17 protein-coding genes are annotated in these 17717 nt (G+C 61.1%); 12 read left to right on the forward strand and 5 right to left on the reverse strand.

The window, feature by feature from the left end; translation table 11 throughout:
* Positions 1-57: 57 nt before the first annotated feature.
* The gene (gene yihA / locus AC07Y2_RS07350) at positions 58-702 is read right to left on the reverse strand and encodes a ribosome biogenesis GTP-binding protein YihA/YsxC (protein WP_039764859.1); all 645 of its coding nucleotides are present in this window, start codon (positions 700-702) and stop codon (positions 58-60) included.
* Positions 703-893: 191 nt separating this feature from the next.
* Between yihA and AC07Y2_RS07355 the strand changes: the two genes are divergently transcribed.
* The 7 genes from AC07Y2_RS07355 to AC07Y2_RS07385 all read left to right on the forward strand — a co-directional run bounded on the left by AC07Y2_RS07355 (position 894) and on the right by AC07Y2_RS07385 (position 8235).
* Complete coding sequence (locus AC07Y2_RS07355; RefSeq protein ID WP_039764861.1) at positions 894-1199, forward strand: c-type cytochrome; 306 nt, start codon at positions 894-896, stop codon at positions 1197-1199.
* A 32-nt stretch (positions 1200-1231) separates the two neighbouring features.
* Positions 1232-1843, forward strand: a complete 612-nt coding sequence (locus AC07Y2_RS07360) for a c-type cytochrome (protein ID WP_039764863.1) — start codon at positions 1232-1234, stop codon at positions 1841-1843.
* Positions 1844-2043: 200 nt separating this feature from the next.
* Positions 2044-2685, forward strand: coding sequence for a thiol:disulfide interchange protein DsbA/DsbL (locus AC07Y2_RS07365; RefSeq protein ID WP_039764866.1), 642 nt, complete (start codon positions 2044-2046; stop codon positions 2683-2685).
* A gap of 14 nt (positions 2686-2699) precedes the next feature.
* A complete protein-coding gene (locus AC07Y2_RS07370; RefSeq protein ID WP_074689758.1) occupies positions 2700-3578 on the forward strand; it encodes an endonuclease/exonuclease/phosphatase family protein in 879 nt (292 codons plus the stop codon).
* On the forward strand, positions 3575-5665 hold the full coding sequence (locus AC07Y2_RS07375) for a GGDEF domain-containing protein (protein ID WP_103385827.1): 2091 nt from the start codon (positions 3575-3577) through the stop codon (positions 5663-5665). Before AC07Y2_RS07370 ends, AC07Y2_RS07375 begins: the two co-directional genes overlap by 4 nt.
* A 101-nt stretch (positions 5666-5766) precedes the next feature.
* Complete coding sequence (locus AC07Y2_RS07380; RefSeq protein WP_039764871.1) at positions 5767-6546, forward strand: N-acetylmuramoyl-L-alanine amidase; 780 nt, start codon at positions 5767-5769, stop codon at positions 6544-6546.
* Between the two features lie 75 nt (positions 6547-6621).
* Positions 6622-8235, forward strand: coding sequence for an EAL domain-containing protein (locus AC07Y2_RS07385; RefSeq protein WP_170844919.1), 1614 nt, complete (start codon positions 6622-6624; stop codon positions 8233-8235).
* On the opposite strand, the gene AC07Y2_RS07390 is transcribed toward AC07Y2_RS07385, so the two are convergent.
* Together AC07Y2_RS07390 and algB are read right to left on the reverse strand one after the other, a co-directional pair.
* Entirely contained in the window at positions 8232-10022 is a 1791-nt protein-coding gene (locus tag AC07Y2_RS07390; protein WP_103385826.1) for a KinB sensor domain-containing domain, read from the reverse strand. The genes AC07Y2_RS07385 and AC07Y2_RS07390 overlap by 4 nt on opposite strands.
* Positions 10023-10032: 10 nt before the next feature.
* Positions 10033-11379, reverse strand: a complete 1347-nt coding sequence (gene algB, locus AC07Y2_RS07395) for a sigma-54-dependent response regulator transcription factor AlgB (protein WP_039764876.1) — start codon at positions 11377-11379, stop codon at positions 10033-10035.
* Between the two features lie 427 nt (positions 11380-11806).
* Between algB and AC07Y2_RS07400 the strand changes: the two genes are divergently transcribed.
* From AC07Y2_RS07400 to AC07Y2_RS07420, 5 genes are all read left to right on the forward strand, one after another.
* Positions 11807-12091 carry a hypothetical protein gene (locus tag AC07Y2_RS07400; RefSeq protein ID WP_039764878.1) on the forward strand — a complete coding sequence of 95 codons (285 nt, stop codon included), beginning with the start codon at positions 11807-11809 and terminating at the stop codon, positions 12089-12091.
* 67 nt (positions 12092-12158) lie between these two features.
* Positions 12159-12323 (forward strand): DUF1328 domain-containing protein, encoded by a 165-nt coding sequence (locus AC07Y2_RS07405; RefSeq protein WP_003177151.1) that lies wholly within the window; start codon positions 12159-12161, stop codon positions 12321-12323.
* Positions 12324-12325: 2 nt separating this feature from the next.
* Entirely contained in the window at positions 12326-12790 is a 465-nt protein-coding gene (locus tag AC07Y2_RS07410) for an inhibitor of vertebrate lysozyme family protein (RefSeq protein WP_039764879.1), read from the forward strand.
* 697 nt (positions 12791-13487) lie between these two features.
* On the forward strand, positions 13488-14819 hold the full coding sequence (gene gltP, locus AC07Y2_RS07415) for a glutamate/aspartate:proton symporter GltP (RefSeq protein ID WP_103385825.1): 1332 nt from the start codon (positions 13488-13490) through the stop codon (positions 14817-14819).
* Between the two features lie 102 nt (positions 14820-14921).
* A complete protein-coding gene (locus AC07Y2_RS07420; protein WP_074689763.1) occupies positions 14922-16151 on the forward strand; it encodes a nucleoside recognition domain-containing protein in 1230 nt (409 codons plus the stop codon).
* Between the two features lie 3 nt (positions 16152-16154).
* On the opposite strand, the gene AC07Y2_RS07425 is transcribed toward AC07Y2_RS07420, so the two are convergent.
* A complete protein-coding gene (locus tag AC07Y2_RS07425; protein WP_103385824.1) occupies positions 16155-16781 on the reverse strand; it encodes an ABC-type transport auxiliary lipoprotein family protein in 627 nt (208 codons plus the stop codon).
* Positions 16778-17716 carry an MlaD family protein gene (locus tag AC07Y2_RS07430; RefSeq protein WP_039764886.1) on the reverse strand — a complete coding sequence of 313 codons (939 nt, stop codon included), beginning with the start codon at positions 17714-17716 and terminating at the stop codon, positions 16778-16780. The genes AC07Y2_RS07425 and AC07Y2_RS07430 overlap by 4 nt, the downstream gene beginning before the upstream one ends.
* Between the last annotated feature and the right edge of the window lies 1 nt (position 17717).

A 17717-nucleotide genomic window follows, 5' to 3' on the forward strand; every position in this document is an offset into this window, starting at 1 on the left:
TTTTACTAACACTTTTGCCTTGCCTGACCGCACTACAGCCAATTTTCCATATCCTTATTATTCAGCCGCTGCTTCCGCGCCTTTATCGGCCAGTTCCATCCAGCCTGCCAACACAGTGTAGGCCTCTTCCAGACCCATGCGTTTTGGGGCGGAGAACAGCTGGATCGTCACTTGATCGCCCCAACCCTTACGGATTTCCGACTGCACCTTGAGCAGCGTGTTCTTGGCCGCGCCGTAGGTCAGTTTGTCGGCCTTCGTCAGCAGGATGTGCATCGGCATGCCGGCGGCAACGGCCCAGTCGAGCATCAGCAGGTCGAAATCAGTCATTGGATGACGGATGTCCATCATCAGAATCAAACCCTTCAAACTCTCGCGGCCACCGAGGTAAGCCTCGAGGTGACGCTGCCAGTGCTGCTTGAGCGGTATCGGTACTTTTGCATAACCGTAACCCGGGAGGTCGACCAGACGCCGTTCATCGTCTAGCTTGAAGAAGTTCAACAGCTGTGTGCGACCCGGGGTTTTCGAGGTGCGCGCCAGGCTGGCGTGAGTCAGGGTGTTCAGCGCGCTGGATTTACCGGCGTTGGAACGACCGGCAAACGCCACTTCGAAGCCTTCGTCGTCGGGGCACTGATCGACCTTGGCGGCACTGAGCATGAACGTGGACTGTTGGCACAGGCCGAGGATGGGATTCTTGAGTTGCATGGGATTTCCGATGTGGGCGGCGCCGGGATTAGGCGCGGAACGCGGTGTCGCTTCCGTTTCAGTGACGCCAGTATATAATGCCGCAGATTTTGTGTGTGCTTTGTCCCAGCGAAGGATGAAGTTCACGAGAGCGACAGACCTTGATTGCGCATTAGAACGCAGAACGCTCTCAACCCTGAAAAGGTCGTTTTATGACGAAATGGCTGCTGGCTGCCGGAGTCTTGATGCCGATTTACAGCGCACAGGCTACACAGGATCCGGAAGCCGTGTACAACCGTGTTTGTGGAGCCTGTCATTCCGGCCAACTACCCATGGCGCCCAAAAGAGGCGATCAGGAAGATTGGACGCCGAGGTTGGCGAAAGGTATGGAGACGCTGGTGCAACACGTGACCCAGGGTTTCAAGGCGATGCCGCCGCGTGGTTTGTGCATGGACTGCAGTGCCGAGGATTACCAGGCCCTCATCCTCTGGATGAGCGAGAGTAAGCCCGGTCCATAACTCTTAACCCTTAGCCGTAGTTGGATTAGCTGATGAACAAACTGATCGTGAGTCTGCTGTTGACCGTGGGAATCTCAGGCTTCGCCCATGCTGCCGGTGATGCAGCCGCAGGCCAGGCAAAAGCCGCCGTATGCGGCGCCTGCCATGGCCCGGATGGCAACAGCATGGCGCCAAACTTTCCAAAGCTGGCCGGACAGGGTGAACGCTACCTGACCAAGCAATTGCACGACATCAAGTCGGGCAAGCGCACCGTTCTGGAAATGACCGGCCTGCTGACCAACCTGAGCGATCAGGACCTGGCCGATATCGCCGCCTACTTCGCCAGCCAGAAAGGCAGCGTCGGCGCCGCCGATCCGAAGATCGTCGCTCGCGGTGAAGCCCTGTTCCGTGGCGGCAACCTCGAGAAAGGCCTGCCAGCCTGCACCGGTTGCCACTCGCCGAACGGCGCCGGCAACGCAGCCGCCGGCTTCCCGCACCTGGGTGGCCAACACGCTCAGTACATCGCCAAGCAGCTGACCGATTTCCGCAAGGAAGAAGCCGGCCGCAACAACGACGGCGACGCGATGACCATGCGCACCATCGCCCGCAAGCTGAGTGACGAAGACATTGCGGCAGTCTCCAGCTACATTCAGGGCCTGCACTAAGACACGCGATTCGAGCATTGCGTGCGATGGCCAACGCCTGCCACGTTAACGCTCGATTAATCCGTCGCAGCAAGTATAAAAAGGGTGGCTTTGGCCGCCCTTTTTTGTGGCCGCTGCCGTTACACTACAGAACTCATGCCCGCCAGGATCTGTCTGAAAACAGGTCGCGCGAGGCGACCAAAATTGTCCAGGAGTAAAGCATGCGTAATCTGATCATCAGCGCCGCCCTCGTCGCTGCCAGCCTGTTCGGCGTGACCGCCCAGGCCGCCGAAGCCCCTGCTGCCCCTTACGTCGAACTGAGCAACCCGGTGCCGGTCGCCGTGCCTGGCAAGATCGAAGTGGTCGAACTGTTCTGGTATGGCTGCCCGCACTGCTACGCGTTCGAGCCGGTGATCAATCCGTGGGTTGAAAAACTGCCATCCGACGTCAACTTCGTGCGCATTCCTGCGATGTTCGGTGGCCCGTGGGACGCTCACGGCCAGATGTTCCTGACCCTGGAAGCCATGGGCGTCGAGCACAATGTGCATGCTGCCGTATTCAACGCCATCCAGAAAGAACACAAGAAGCTGACCGACAAGAACGACATGGCCGACTTCCTCGCCACTCAAGGCGTGGACAAGGACAAGTTCCTGGCGACCTTCGATTCGTTCGCCATCAAAGGGCAGATCGTGAAAGCCCGCGAACTGGCCAAGAAGTATGAAATCTCCGGCGTTCCAACCATGATCGTCAACGGTAAGTACCGCTTCGACATCGGCTCCGCCGGCGGCGCCGAACAGGCGCTGAAACTGGCTGATCAACTGGTGGCCAAAGAGCGAGCGGCCAACAAGGCAGCCGCCAACTAAGCGCGGCAATCGCCATGCGCCGCTGGGGAACCGATCGCGTCGTTGGCCTGCATGAACCGCAGGTCAACGAGCATCACCTGGAATCGACGGGCCTGCCCGCAGACAGCCGTCTGCGCTTGCTCAGCTTCAATATTCAGGTCGGCATCAGCACCGAGCGCTATCGGCACTACCTGACCCGCAGCTGGCAGCATCTGCTGCCGCACCCCGGGCGCTCCAGCAATCTGCAAAAGATCGGCAATCTGCTCGGCGACTTCGATCTGGTCGCCCTGCAGGAAGCCGATGGCGGCAGCCTGCGTTCAGGCTACGTCAATCAGGTCGAACACCTGGCCCAGCTCGGCGCCTTCCCCTACTGGTATCAACAACTCAATCGCAACCTTGGCCGACTGGCCCAGCACAGCAATGGTGTGCTCAGTCGCCTGCGGCCGTGGGCGATTGAAGACCACCCGCTGCCGGGTCCAAAGGGACGCGGGGCGATTCTGGTGCGCTTCGGCGAAGGCCCGGAAGCGCTGGTGGTGGTGATGATGCACCTGGCGCTCGGCGCCCGGGTGCGCAGCATGCAACTGGCTTACATCCGCGAGCTGATCGGCGGCTACAAGCATCAGGTGCTGATGGGCGACATGAACACCCACGCCAGCGATCTGTTGCAACACTCGCCGTTGCGCGACCTCGGCCTGCTGGCCCCGCAACTCGAAGCGACATTCCCCAGTTGGCGCCCGCAGCGCTGCCTGGACCATATTCTGCTCAGCCCGACCCTGACCCTGGAAAAGGTCGAAGTGCTGGCGCAACCGATTTCCGATCACCTGCCGGTCGCGGTAGAGATTCGTCTGCCGGGTTCGCTCACGGCCGATGCATTGCCCGCGTTGAGCACTGCCCTTCGCGGAACCCCTGAATGAGCGACGAAGCCCAGCGCTGGAAAGAGAAATACCTCAAAAGCATCGAACAACAGGAAAAGCTCGAACGTCGATGGGACGCCCGGCTCGACCTGCTGCGCCGCGGCCTGGTGCGCAGCACACTGGCAGCGGAAGGCACCGACCGCGTGGTCGACCAGTGCATGAAAGAAATGCGCGACGTGGTGCGCACCGATGACATGGACGCTGGCCTCGCCGCCCTGCTGCCGCGCCTGGAAAAAGCCGTGCTCGATTCCGAGCAGCGCCGGGAAACCCGGATCGAACAGGTCAGCACCGCACTGACGGCGCTGGTCACCCAACTGCAATCTCTGCCCCTGCCTCGCGATGTGGCCCAGCCGTTGAAGAAATTCGCCAAGCAGCTGGATGGGCGGGTGAGTCAGGCCAGAGAGATGCCGCTGCTGCTCAGCGAACTCAGCGGCTTGCAGGGCAAGGCCTTGAGCCAACTGGCAACGCCGGCGGAACCGGGACGCCCAGGCTTGTTACAGCGCCTGTTCGGCAGTCGCGACAGCGAGGAAACGCCTGCTCCAGTGGCTCAAGCCGCTGCGGTCGCACCACCAGCGCAGCCACAGCAAGCGCCCGTCACACATGAAGCTGCGCCAGCGCCGGAAGCGGCTGTTACAAGCGCCGAACCGGTCGCCACTGCGAGCGTCAGCCAAGCACCGGTTGCCGCCCCCGTGGCCGAACCCGCGAAAACTCCAGAGCCACCCCCCGAATATCATGCGGAGCCGGAGGTGGCGGCCTTCGAGCCGGCCAGAATTCTCACCGAATCCCCCTCCGCCCCCAGCGAACCAGAAACCGCCGAGCCAGAACCGGAGCCGCAGACCTTCACACCTCCTCCGGTTTTCGCGCCGGCAGTGCCCACGGCCATCAACCCCGACGAACTGATCCACCCCGGCGATACCCCGCCGCCCGTGATCCTCGACAGCCTGCCCCTGCCCGAGCCCATCGCCCAGGCATTGGCCGCCATCGATCCGGAACAATCCGAGCACGACATCCTCTACGCCCTGCCGGACTCGCCGGAGCCGTCCTACAGCTCGGTCGCCAAACACATCGAAGACACGCTGATCGGGCTGCTGGATGACCTGACCTTGCCGGAGCGCCATCGCCCGCAAGCCGAGGCCATGCGCGATCGATTGAAAAACGGCCTGAACTGGTACGAATTGCTGCCGATCCTCGACGATCTCGCGACCTTGATGCTGGCCATTACCGACAGCGGCCAGCACGAATTCGAAGCCTACCTGCAGCAACTCAACGAGCGCCTCGAAGCGTTCCAGAGCAACTTGCAGGCCGCCAGCGAAGGCCACGCCGACAACAGCTCTGCGGCGCGAGCGATGGACACGCAGATCCGCGAACAGGTCGACGGCCTGCAGAACAGCGTGCAGGAAGCGGCCGATCTGGACGATCTCAAGCAAGTGCTGGAAAACCACCTCGAAGGCCTGCTCGGCACCATGGATCAGCACCAGAAGCAGCGCGACGCCCGGGAACAGGAAGTGGCTGGACGCCTGAAAAGCCTGGCCGAACGCGTCGCACACATGGAGCAGGAAGCGCAGGGTTATCGCGAACACCTCGAAGAGCAACGCCAGAAAGCCCTGATCGATCCGCTCACCGGCCTGCCCAACCGCGCCGCCTGGACCGAACGGCTCGAACATGAAATCGCCCAATGGCAGCAGCACGGCAATACCTTGAGCCTGGCCATGCTCGACCTCGATCACTTCAAACGAATCAACGACAACTACGGGCATCTGGCCGGCGACAAGGTCTTGAAAATCATCGCCACGGTGCTGCGCAAGCGTTTGCGCGGCAGTGAATTCATCGCCCGTTTCGGCGGGGAAGAGTTTGTCCTTCTGCTCCCGGCCACCCCGCCGGCGGTCGGCGCCAAACTCCTGGAAACCCTGCGCGCCGCCATCGAAGCCTGCCCGTTTCACTTCAAGGGCGAGCGCGTCACGATCACGGTTTCCATGGGGCTGGCGGCATTCCGGCCGGGAGAACACAGCGATCTGGTGCTCAAAAGAGCCGATCAGGCGCTTTACCGGGCGAAAAACGCAGGGCGTAACCGGGTAGAGCTGGGCTGAGGCAATTGTTCCATATTGTTTAAATCAGCCCTTTAAGCGTCGAAGCGCAAGGCGATACGTTACACTGTTGCATTATCGTCTTGCGTGTACTGCCCTCTGCCATGAAATTTTTCACCCTCCTCGCGTCGCTCCTCTTATTGGCCGGTTGTGCCAGCGGCCCGCGTTTCGACACCAGCCATCCTTCGGTCAATCACGACAGCCGTGTGCAGTTCGTGATCGTGCACTACACCTCCGCCTCGCTCGAACGCTCACTGCAATTGCTGACCCACGGCGAAGTCAGCAGCCATTACCTGATCGGCGATGACAAGAACGCCACCATCTATAAGCTGATGGACGAAAACCTGCGCGCATGGCACGCCGGCGAAAGCGAATGGCAAGGCCGTACCTGGCTCAACTCCAGCTCGATCGGCATCGAAATCGTCAATCCGGGCTTCAAGGACACACCGACCGGTCGCCTCTGGTATCCCTACAGCGAAGCCCAGGTGCAATCGTTGATCGTCCTGCTCAAGGACATCAGCAAACGCCAGGGCATCAGCCCGCGCCACATCATCGGCCATAGCGACATCGCCCCGTTGCGCAAGCTCGACCCGGGGCCGCTGTTCCCCTGGAAGCGACTGGCGGCCGAGGGGCTGGGGCTCTGGCCCGACGAGCAAGCCGTGGCACGCCAGCAAGCGCAGTTCGACGCCGAGCTGCCGAGCATCACCTGGTTCCAGAGCCAACTGGCACGCCTGGGCTACTCGACGCCGCAAACCGGTGAGCTGGATGTAGCGACCCGCCATGTGCTCGCGGCCTTCCAGATGCACTACCGCCCTGCGCGCTTTGACGGCACGCCGGATGCGCAAACGGCAGCGTTGCTGCTGGTGCTGAATCAGACAAAATAATGACGCCCGCCCGACGGTCAGGGCGAAATCGCAATCAGCAGCTATAACTCATTGGTAATTCTTCGGATATCCATGATGGTTGCTACCCGAGAGACGCTGCGTAGCTGGTTTTATCGCCCCTGGTTTCTGGCGATGATCGCGGCTGTCCTCAGTGCGAGCCTGCTGATCACTGGCGGGCTGTTCGTGGCCGTGCGCCAGGTCGAGCAAAGCGAAAGCCAGGAAATGAACGCCCAGGGCGAGCGGTTCCTGGCACGTCTGGAGCAACTCTTCGGCCAGTTGCGCGAAAGCCTCGACGACCTCGAAGCCCAGCCCTTGCGCAGCTGCGACGACGAAATGATCGCCACGTTGCAGCAAGTGACGTTCAACTACCGCTTCGTCTATGAAGCCGCCTACATGGACGCCACGCGGATTTGCTCCAACCGTCCGCGCCAGGAAGGCCTGTCGGTGATCCGTCCTCCGGACATCAAGGGCCCGACCTACAGCTACTGGCTGAACACCACCACCGAACCCGATGAAAACCGCGCAGCGCTGATGCTCGGGCGCGGCAACTTTCGCGTAGCCACCTCGCGCGGACATCTCACCGACATGGTCGACCTGTTGCCCGGCAGCAGCCTGTTGGTAGTGCTGGATCACGGGACCCGGGCGATTCCGGTGCTCGGCGTTCCACAGGTCTGGCCGCCCACCGAGCCCTGGCCGCCGAAAACCCCGAACGCGCTGCAAGTCACTCAGTCACACCTGATCTACCGCATGCCCACTGACAACCCGGAATACCAACTGGTGCTGATCAGCCCGCGCTCGGGCATGCACATTCCGGAGCTCTGGTGGTGGATGGTGCCTTTCTGTCTGGTGCTCGGTGCGCTGGTGGGCGTTCTGGTGTTCTGGGTCGTGCGCCAGCGCCAGTCGCTCGACGCCGAGCTGCACGGCGCCATCCGCCGTGGCGAGTTGCAGGTGCTTTATCAGCCGATCTTCGATCTCGACAGCCGCAACTGCGTCGGTGCCGAAGCCCTGCTGCGCTGGCGCCGGCCGGACGGCACGCTGACCAGCCCCGACCTGTTCATCCCGATGGCCGAGAACACCGGACAGATTCGCCAGATGACCGACTTCGTCCTGCAACGCCTGCTCGAGCAGTTGGGTCAGTTGCTGCGGGCCAATCCGCAGCTGTACATCTCGGTGAATCTGGCCGCCTGCGACGTGATGGTGCCGCGCATCGGCCAGGTCATGGCGCGGCTGCTGACCCTGCATCGGGTGGCGGCGCGGCAGATTGCTTTCGAGGTGACCGAGCGCGGCCTGATCGATGTGGTAGTAGCCCGGGAAAACCTGCAGGCGCTGCGCGATGTCGGGCATCAGGTGCTGATCGACGATTTCGGCACCGGCTATTGCAGCCTGGCCTATTTGCAAACCCTGCCGGTGGATTGCCTGAAGATCGACAAGGCATTTATCGACGCCCTCGGCCATGACGCTGCCAGCAGCGGTGTCGCGCCACACATCATTCACATGGCCCAGGCGCTGGACCTGAAGGTGATTGCCGAAGGGATCGAATTCGAGTCACAAGCGGCGCTGCTGAGCAGCGAAGGGGTGAAGTTCGGTCAGGGCTGGTTGTTCGCCCACGCCTTGAGCGCGGTGCAGTTCATCGAACTGATTACCCGTGGACGGCGACTCGCCGGCCGCCGGATCGACGACGAAGCCTAAACCGCCAGCGCCATATAGAACTGCGTGCCCTGCCCCGGCCGCGAGTAAACGCCCATCCGCCCACCGTGCAACTGGACGATTTCCTTGCACAGCGCCAGACCCAGCCCGGCCCCACCCTTCTTGCGGCCCACCTGAACGAAGGGTTCGAAAATCCGCCCTTGCTGACCGTAGGCAATCCCTTCGCCGTTGTCTTCGACGCTGATGATCACCCGTTCGCCATGGCGACGGGCCTGCAAGCGGATCAGCCCGTCGCGCGCCGTGTGGCGCAAGGCGTTGTCGATCAGGTTGTCGAGGACTCGATCGAGCTGCGCCTGATCCGCCTGCAAGCGTGGCAGCGGGCTCTGCGCTTCGACGGTCAAGGTAACACCCTTCTGCGCTGCCGAATCGGCGAAACGCAAACGCGCCTGTTCAAGCAGGTCCTCGATGGAACACGGCGCCAGTGTGAGTTTCTGCAAACCGCTCTGATAACGCGAAAAGTTGAGCAGATCGTTGATCAACTGCATCAGACGCTGCATTTCTTCATTGACCGTGTCGAGCAGATCGGATTCGCGCGACTCCGGAGGAAACTTCGCCCGCTCGCGGAAAAGTCCGAACGCCATGTGCATGCCCGTGACCGGCGTGCGCAGTTCGTGAGAGGCGCGCAACACGAACTCGCTGCGCACCCGTTCGAAGGCGCGCTGCTCGGTGACGTCGTGCAGGACCATCACGGCGCCGAGAATATGCCCCTGGGTATGGCTGACCGGCGTCAGGCTGTAGGTCAGCAGGCGCGTTTCGCCGTCGACCTCAATGCTCAAATCTTCCGGCGCCCGCTCAAGGTTGCCGCCGCGCAACACCAGTTGCAGCTGTGCATCCAGCTCCGGTCGCTGAAGCGCCGTGCCGAGGCCTTCGCCGAAACGGTCGCTGTCCCAGCCCAGTTGTCGCTGGGCCACCGGGTTCAAGTGTTCGAGACGACCCTGACGGTCGATCATCAGCAGACCGTCATCGATGCTGTCGAGCACCGCTTGCAGGCGCTGCTGGCCGGCGAGCAATTCGTCGACATTGGTCGCCTGATGTTCGCGCAGGGCTTCGGCCATCAGCCCGAAGCGCCGGGTCAGCAGGTTGATCTCCATAGCCGAGGACACCGGCAGGGTCACCTCGAAATTGCCTTGGCCGATATTGTCCGCCGCTTTGGCCAGCGCTTCGATCGGCGCACCAAACCGCCGGGCAATGCCCTGGGCGGTAACGAAGCCAATGATCAGCACCGCCAGCCCCACCAGTCCCAACAGGCCAGCGATCAGCAATGCGCGGTCGCGGGCGGCATGCTGGACTGAATTGATGTTCTCCAGTGCGTGCTTGTGCTCGGTAATCAATCCGTTGCGCAGGGTGTTGAAGCGCTCACGCAAGTCGCCACCGCCGCTCAGGGCAGCAGCCGGGTCGCGGGAGATGTCGAACGCCTGGAGGAAGCTCAGGTAATCGGCTTTGGCCTGACTGAAACCATACTGGCGATCGTCGTCTTTCTGCTCCCGGGCGATGCCCTCGTCGAGCAACTGGAAGTAATGCTGTTTGGACGCCTCGAACGCCACGGGGTCGGGCTTTTCGGCGAGCATCATGATCAGTTGATCGCCGAGGGTCTGGCGCAGCTTGAGCCCCAGATCGAGGGTGACGAAGTTGTTGCGGATCAGCGCCTCCTGAGTGCCGGCCATCTGCATCACGCTGACCAGCCCGAGCATCAGCCCGAGCAAGGCCACGGTGATCAGCGCGGAAATGCTCAGGAACAAGCGAGTCCGCAACTTCATCGCCAGTTTCATCCGCGGATGCTCACAGGTTGTACTGCTTGCGCTTGCGATACAGCGTCGAGGCGTCGATCCCCAGGGTCTTGGCGGCCTGATCGAGGGTCCCGGCAGTCGCCAATACTGCGCCGATGTGAGCCTTTTCCAACTCGTCAAGGCTCAGCGCCGCGCCGACCCGTGGCGCATTGTTCGCCGGTTGTTCGGCCATGCCGAGGTGGCTGATTTCCACACGCTCCTGCGGGCAAATGATGCTGGCCCGCTCCACCACGTTACGCAGCTCGCGGATGTTGCCCGGCCAGCGATAGCCCAGCAGTGCTTCGCGAGCTTCGTCACTGAAGCCCCGGGCCGGACGCGCGTATTCCTTCACGAAGCGGGCGAGGAACCGGTCGGCCAAGGTCAGGATGTCTTCGGCCCGCTCGCGCAGCGGCGGCAAATGCAGGGTGATGACGTTCAGACGGTAGAGCAGGTCTTCGCGGAAACGTCCGTCGCGCACCATGTCCTCAAGGTTCAGGTTGGTGGCGGCGAGAATACGCACATCGGCGCGACGGGTGACCGGATCCCCTACCCGCTCGTATTCTTTGTCTTGAATAAAGCGCAGCAACTTGGGTTGCAATGTCAGCGGAAAATCGCCGATCTCGTCGAGAAACAGCGTACCGCCATCGGCCTGATTGACTCGACCCAGCGTGCTTTCACTGGCCCCGGTGAACGCGCCGCGACTGTGACCGAACAGCTCGCTTTCCATCAGTTCGGCGGTCAGCGACGGGCAGTTGATGGTGACGCAGGATTTCTTCTCGCGCTTGCTCCAGCCGTGAATGGCTCGGGCCAGCTCACCTTTACCGGTGCCGGACTCGCCGAGGATCAGGATGTTGGCGTCAGTGCCCGCCACTTGCCGCGCGGTTTCCAGTACGACTTTCATCGCCGGGCTGTGGGAATCGAGACCGTCCTTGGGTTTGCGAATCTCACCTTCGAGGGCTTCCAGACGCGCCGACAGCTGGCGCACTTCAAGCTGTTTGGCGGTCGCGAGGCGCAATTGATCCGGGCTGCAGGGTTTGACCAGATAATCGGCAGCGCCGGCCTGAATGGCGTCCACCGCGGTGTCGACGGCCGAATGGGCGGTGACGATCACCACCCGCATCCACGGCGCCTGAATGCGCATCTGCGCCAATACATCCAGGCCGTTGTCTTCGCCCAGACGCAAATCCAGAAAGCACAGATCGAACACCTGGCGTTGCAACAGCGCTTCAGCCTGGGCCGCACTGTTGGCAGTGGCGACAGAATAACCTTCGTCTTCGAGGCAATAACGAAAGGTTCGCAGGATGGCGGATTCATCGTCCACCAGCAGAATGCGGCCTTGGTGCTCAGTGGCTGATTCCATTTTTCCTACGCTCCATAAGTAAATGTCTTGGGTTAGTCCCGGAAAAATCGGGCAAGTTGCATGGTTGATTCTGATCGATTCCAGTCATAGCAGGGTAGCTCTCTCCTGCCCTCATAGCTAATCCACTGATTTTGTTGATTTTTTAAACATCGCACAGTTTCAGGACGGTTTCCTGCCTCCTTTTCTGACATCCGCACCCTGCTCTCAATTCAAAAAGAATGATTTCTCCTACGAAATAATCGTGCATTACGCACGACGCCGCGAGGGTCATCGTGCAGGATGCGTCGTCAGTAACTTTTGCAGCATCTATAACTATTTGATTTTATTAGATTTTTTTAAACAAAAAAGCTGGCATGCGGGCTGCAATACATCACTCAGCCCGGGCAGAAATGCACTGCCCCCACCGAACAAGAGTGAGGAACCCAGGATGACTCGCCAACGTGCCGCCCAAATGCGTATTTCGCCACTGCATCTGCAGCAGGCCCTGTTTGGCGCACTTGCGCTGCTGATCACTCTGATCGCCTGCCAGCAATATCTGCGCTGGGAGCAGAGCCAGCAGCCTGAGCCCCTGATTTCCATGCAACACGCGACGCAGACGCACTTCAGCGCCGTCAGCAGCAGCCAGGCCGACAACGGCGCGATGCGCATGATGGACGTCGACCAGCCACAACCGCTGGGCGACATGCCCCGTGAAGAACGCTGGGTTTTCTGATCAACGAATCTGGGCGCCTACGCGCCGAGACCGGCAACATCCCTAAATAGAAGCAAGGAGAATCACCATGTTGAGCTGGGCAATCACATTCCTGATCATTGCCATCATCGCCGCAGTACTGGGCTTCGGTGGTATCGCGGGCACCGCCACGGGTATCGCCAAGATTCTGTTTGTCGTGTTCCTGGTGATGTTCATCGCTTCCTTCTTCTTTGGCCGTCGCGGTCGAGGTTGAACATGAAGGGGTTAAAGACACTGGCAGCCGCCCTGCTCCTGGGCGGTAGTGCCATGGCAATCGCGGCCAATGACGGTCAGGCGCGGGTCAACGAACTGTTGAGTTCCGACCCGCAATACAGGGAAACCTGGGAAGGCGTGGTGAAGAAGGAAGAACGCCTGCCGGAATGGGTGATGAACCTGTCCGGCACACCTGACCAGCAGATGAATGCCGTGACCGAAGATGGCGACAAGTATCTGGTCGGCCCGCTCTGCGAATCCGCAGACAAATGCATGAACCATCGCTTGATCGTCGCGTTCAGTTTCGACAAGAAAGACGCTTACGCCATGCTTGTGGATGTGCCCGAAGGACTGCCGGCGGACAAGTCGCCAACGCGACATGCCACCTACCGCTTCCTCGGCAAACCCGATCAGGGCATGCAAAACCTTCTGATGGAAACGCTGAAGAAAGATCCGAACTGGTATTGAACACGAGGGCAGCCGAAAGGCTGTCCTCCATTGCGTCGGCCCGAGGAAGGCCGGTGCATGACCAGGGGGCCGGGACGTTCTGACTGTTGCAGGGTCGGAGTGACCTACGGGTACAGGGAGTGCCTGCGATGAGGGCCGGGTCAGGGTAAAAGCTGCGACGCAAGTTCGCCAACCGGAGTGGTTCGACGGACTTGCGCTGGGCTTTCAACGTGACAAAACGTTGATCCAGAGCGTTCTGCTCAACTTTTTTATCGCTCACACTGCATGCGAAAGCATTTCGCGGTGTTTCCTGGCGACCGTATATCGAGAAAGAGTCGACCGAATCAGTCGGACATTTAGTTTCCGAACGTAGGCTTTTTCCCAAATTTTTCGTCGAAATCACCCGTTCAAAAAATAACCAACCTACGCTGTAATGGCCGGTTCACGGCACTTATGCCTGCCGAAATGTCGTATTCGAACCGGTTGGGACGCCAGTTTCATAAAAAAAAGCTCATGCCGATTCGGCATGGGGTAGGCGTTTACGGCATTAGACGGCGCAACCTTGCATCGGAATAGTTGCGCCTTTTTTCGCCTGCCGGAGAGCCGTAAACACGCGCTTCGGGGCACCTTATACGGAGGCAGATGCACAGACTTTTCCGCTGATGAGCGTTCCAGTTCCTGCATGTGCCTGAGTCAAACGCAAGTAAGGGTAAAGATAATGAAGAAGGCAAAGCTTAGCCTCGCCTGGCAGATCCTCATCGGTCTGGTATTGGGGATTGCAATCGGCGCGTTGCTCAACCATTTCAGCGCCGAAAAGGCCTGGTGGATCAGCAACGTCCTGCAACCGGCAGGCGATATCTTTATCCGTCTGATCAAGATGATCGTGATCCCGATCGTTATCTCTTCCCTGATCGTCGGCATCGCCGGCGTGGGCGACGCCAAGAAACTCGGGCGCATCGGCCTGAAAACCATCATCTACTTCGAAATCGTCACCACCATCGCCATCATCGTCGGCCTGCTGCTGGCCAACCTGTTCCATCCGGGTGCCGGCATCGACATGAGCACCCTGGGCACTGTGGACATCTCCAAGTACCAGGCGACCGCCGCCGAAGTGCAGCATGAACACGCGTTCATCGAGACCATCCTCAACCTGATCCCGTCGAACATCTTCGCGGCCATGGCTCGCGGCGAAATGCTGCCGATCATCTTCTTCTCCGTGCTGTTCGGTCTCGGTCTGTCGAGCCTGCAGTCGGACCTGCGCGAGCCGCTGGTGAAGATGTTCCAGGGCGTCTCGGAAAGCATGTTCAAAGTCACCCACATGATCATGAACTACGCGCCAATCGGCGTGTTCGCCCTGATCGCGGTGACCGTGGCCAACTTCGGTTTCGCCTCGCTGCTGCCGCTGGCCAAGCTGGTGATCCTGGTTTACGTCGCCATCGCCTTCTTCGCCTTTGTGGTATTGGGCCTGATCGCCAAGATGTTCGGTTTCTCGGTGATCAAGCTGATGCGCATCTTCAAGGATGAGCTGGTCCTGGCCTACTCCACCGCCTCCTCGGAAACCGTGCTGCCACGGGTGATCGAGAAGATGGAAGCCTATGGCGCACCGAAAGCCATCTGCAGCTTCGTGGTGCCGACCGGTTACTCGTTCAACCTCGACGGCTCGACCCTGTACCAGTCCATCGCGGCGATCTTCATTGCCCAGTTGTACGGCATCGACCTGTCGATCAGCCAGCAACTGCTGCTGGTCCTGACCCTGATGGTTACCTCCAAAGGCATCGCCGGCGTGCCGGGCGTGTCCTTCGTGGTGCTGCTGGCCACCCTGGGCAGCGTGGGTATTCCGCTGGAGGGCCTGGCCTTCATCGCCGGTGTCGACCGTGTGATGGACATGGCGCGTACCGCCCTGAACGTGATCGGCAACGCCCTAGCCGTACTGGTCATCGCTCGTTGGGAAGGCATGTACGACGACGCCAAGGGCCAGCGCTACTGGAACTCGCTGCCGCACTGGCGCAGCAAGGAAAAACTGCCGGCCGGTGACGTTTCGAATAACTGATCCCCGCCCGCAAGGCACCCTGACAAACCCCGGAGAAATCCGGGGTTTGTCGTTTCTGGCGACCCCGCTATCATTCGCCGCATCTTCCGGGGGATTTGACTGATGCTTAATGGCCTGTGGCTTGGCTTCTTCATCGTGGCAGCCGTTTCGGCGCTGGGGCAATGGCTGATCGGCGGCAATGCCGGGATCTTCGCGGCGATGGTGGAAAGCATTTTTGCCATGGCCAAGCTGTCGGTCGAAGTCATGGTGCTGCTGTTCGGCACGCTGACCCTGTGGCTGGGTTTCCTGCGCATCGCCGAGAAGGCGGGGATTGTCGAGTGGCTGGCCAAAGCGCTGGGCCCGCTGTTCCTGCGGCTGATGCCGGAAGTGCCGCCGGGTCACCCGGCCATCGGCCTGATCACCCTGAACTTCGCCGCCAACGGCCTGGGCCTGGATAACGCCGCCACGCCGATCGGCCTTAAAGCCATGAAGGCGCTGCAAGAGCTCAACCCCAGCTCGACCATCGCCAGCAACGCGCAAATCCTGTTCCTCGTACTGAATGCCTCGTCCCTGACCCTGCTGCCGGTGACGATCTTCATGTATCGCGCCCAGCAAGGCGCGCCGGACCCGACGCTGGTGTTCCTGCCGATCCTGCTGGCCACCAGTTGCTCGACCATCGTCGGCTTCCTGTCGGTGGCGTTCATGCAGCGCCTGCGGGTCTGGGACCCGGTGGTGCTGGCCTACCTGATTCCCGGCGCGCTGATTCTCGGCGGTTTCATGGCGTTGCTCGCGACAATGTCGGCCGCCGCACTGGCGGGGCTTTCGTCGATTCTCGGCAACCTGACGCTGTTCGGCCTGATCATGCTGTTCCTGGTGATCGGCGCCTTGCGCAAGGTGAAGGTCTACGAGGCCTTTGTCGAAGGTGCGAAGGAAGGTTTCGACGTTGCCAAGAACCTGCTGCCGTATCTGGTGGCGATGCTCTGCGCGATCGGCGTATTGCGCGCATCGGGCGCGCTGGACTTCGGCCTCGACGGCATTCGCCATCTGGTGGAGTGGGCAGGGTGGGACACGCGCTTCGTCGATGCGCTGCCGACCGCCATGGTCAAACCGTTCTCCGGCAGCGCCGCCCGGGCGATGCTGATCGAAACGATGAAAACCTCGGGCGTGGACAGCTTCCCGGCGCTGGTCGCGGCGACGATTCAGGGCAGCACCGAAACCACCTTCTACGTATTGGCGGTCTACTTCGGCGCGGTGGGCATCCAGCGCGCCCGGCATGCCGTAGGTTGTGCGCTGCTGGCCGAGCTGGCGGGTGTGCTCGGCGCTATCGGCGTTTGCTACTGGTTCTTCGGTTAAGGCTCAAGGCCGGGCAGGAGGGGCAACTTTCTGGCCTTGCTCCACCGCCCACGCCACCACCTTCGCGGTGAGGCGATCACTGGCCTGCCCGAACCCGGCCACTACCGCCGGGACCTTCACATCACCGAGCGGCTGACGTTCTTCGAATCGGCGACTGGCGAGAATCCGTTGGTCATAACCGCGCACCAGCAACGCATCGACCCGCACCACCACGCTGGCCTGCGTGCCCTGATACTCGGTCTGAAACGCCTGCAGGCTGCCGCCCAGTTCCAGATCCGCCTGGAAGTTGCTGTCGTCGGTGCTCAACAGCGATATCCGGCCATCTCGCTGGAATCCATCCAGTATCCGGTTACGCACCAGCACCGGCGCCGGATCGCTCCAGCGCGAGGCCTTGTAACTGCTGATCACATCGCCCTGAGGAATCACCGCGATGCTCGGCCGGTTCAGCGCTTCGCTGGCCTGCAGTTTGTTCAGGCGCAGCGACCAGTGCTGAGCCGCTGCCGAACCGGCCGAGGCGGGTGCCTGTGCCGCCGGCAGGCGATAGACATCCGACGGTTCGGACTTGGGCAGGATCGAGCACGCGCTGATCAGCGTGAAGCCGGCGAGGAGGGCGAGGCGAGTCAGCTTCATGGCGTGAACTCCTTGTTCTTGTCACTGCCCAGCAGGTAACCGCTTGGGTTGGCCTCCAGGCGTTGGGAAATGGCGCGCAGCGAATTCAGAGTCTCCCTCAGTTCACGGATCGCCGGGGCCAGGCCGTTGAGGCCCTGCATGCCGCTGTCGAGGGAATTCTGATTCTTGCTGAGCAGGCCGTTGATGGTGACGCTGCTTTGCTCCAGGGATTTCATCGCCTGTTCGGCACTGCCGAGCGCCTGTTTGCCCTGATCGTTGAGCAGGCCGTTGGCGTTGCGCATCAGCGCGGACGTCTGTTCGAGCATGTTGCCGGCCTGTTTGCCGACCGTCGCCAGTTGCTGCATGGCCTGACGCAGGTCGCCGCGCTGATCGTTGATCGAACCGGTGGTCTGCTCCAGATGCTCAAGGGTCTTGCTCACGCGCTCGATGTTGTCGGCAGAGAACATCTGATTGGCATTACTGAGCAACGTCGTGACCCCGCTCATCAAATCGTTGCTGTCGCTGAGCAGCCGCGAGATGGGCGAGGGCGAGGCGACGATGGTCGGCAGGTTGCCATCATGGCCCTTGAGTTTCGGACTTTGCGGCGTGCCTCCGCTGAGCTGGATGATCGAGGTGCCGGTGATCCCGGCCAGGGCCAGTTTGGCTTCGGTGTCTTCCTTGACCGGCGTGTCGCCGGCCAGACGAATCCGTGCCAGCACCCGACGTGGGTCCTGCGGGTCGAGGCGCAGGCTGACCACGTCGCCGACCTTGATCCCGCTGTACTGCACCGGGCTGCCCCGGGACAGGCCGCTGACCGCCTCGTTGAACACGACTTCGTAATCCTTGAACTCGGTGTCGACACTGGACTTGGCCAGCCACAGACCGAAGAGCAGGGCGCCTGCCACCACAATCACCGTGAACAGGCCGATCAATACATGATGGGCTCGGGTTTCCATG

It is taken from the genome of Pseudomonas sp. GW456-12-1-14-TSB6 (assembly GCF_059424205.1).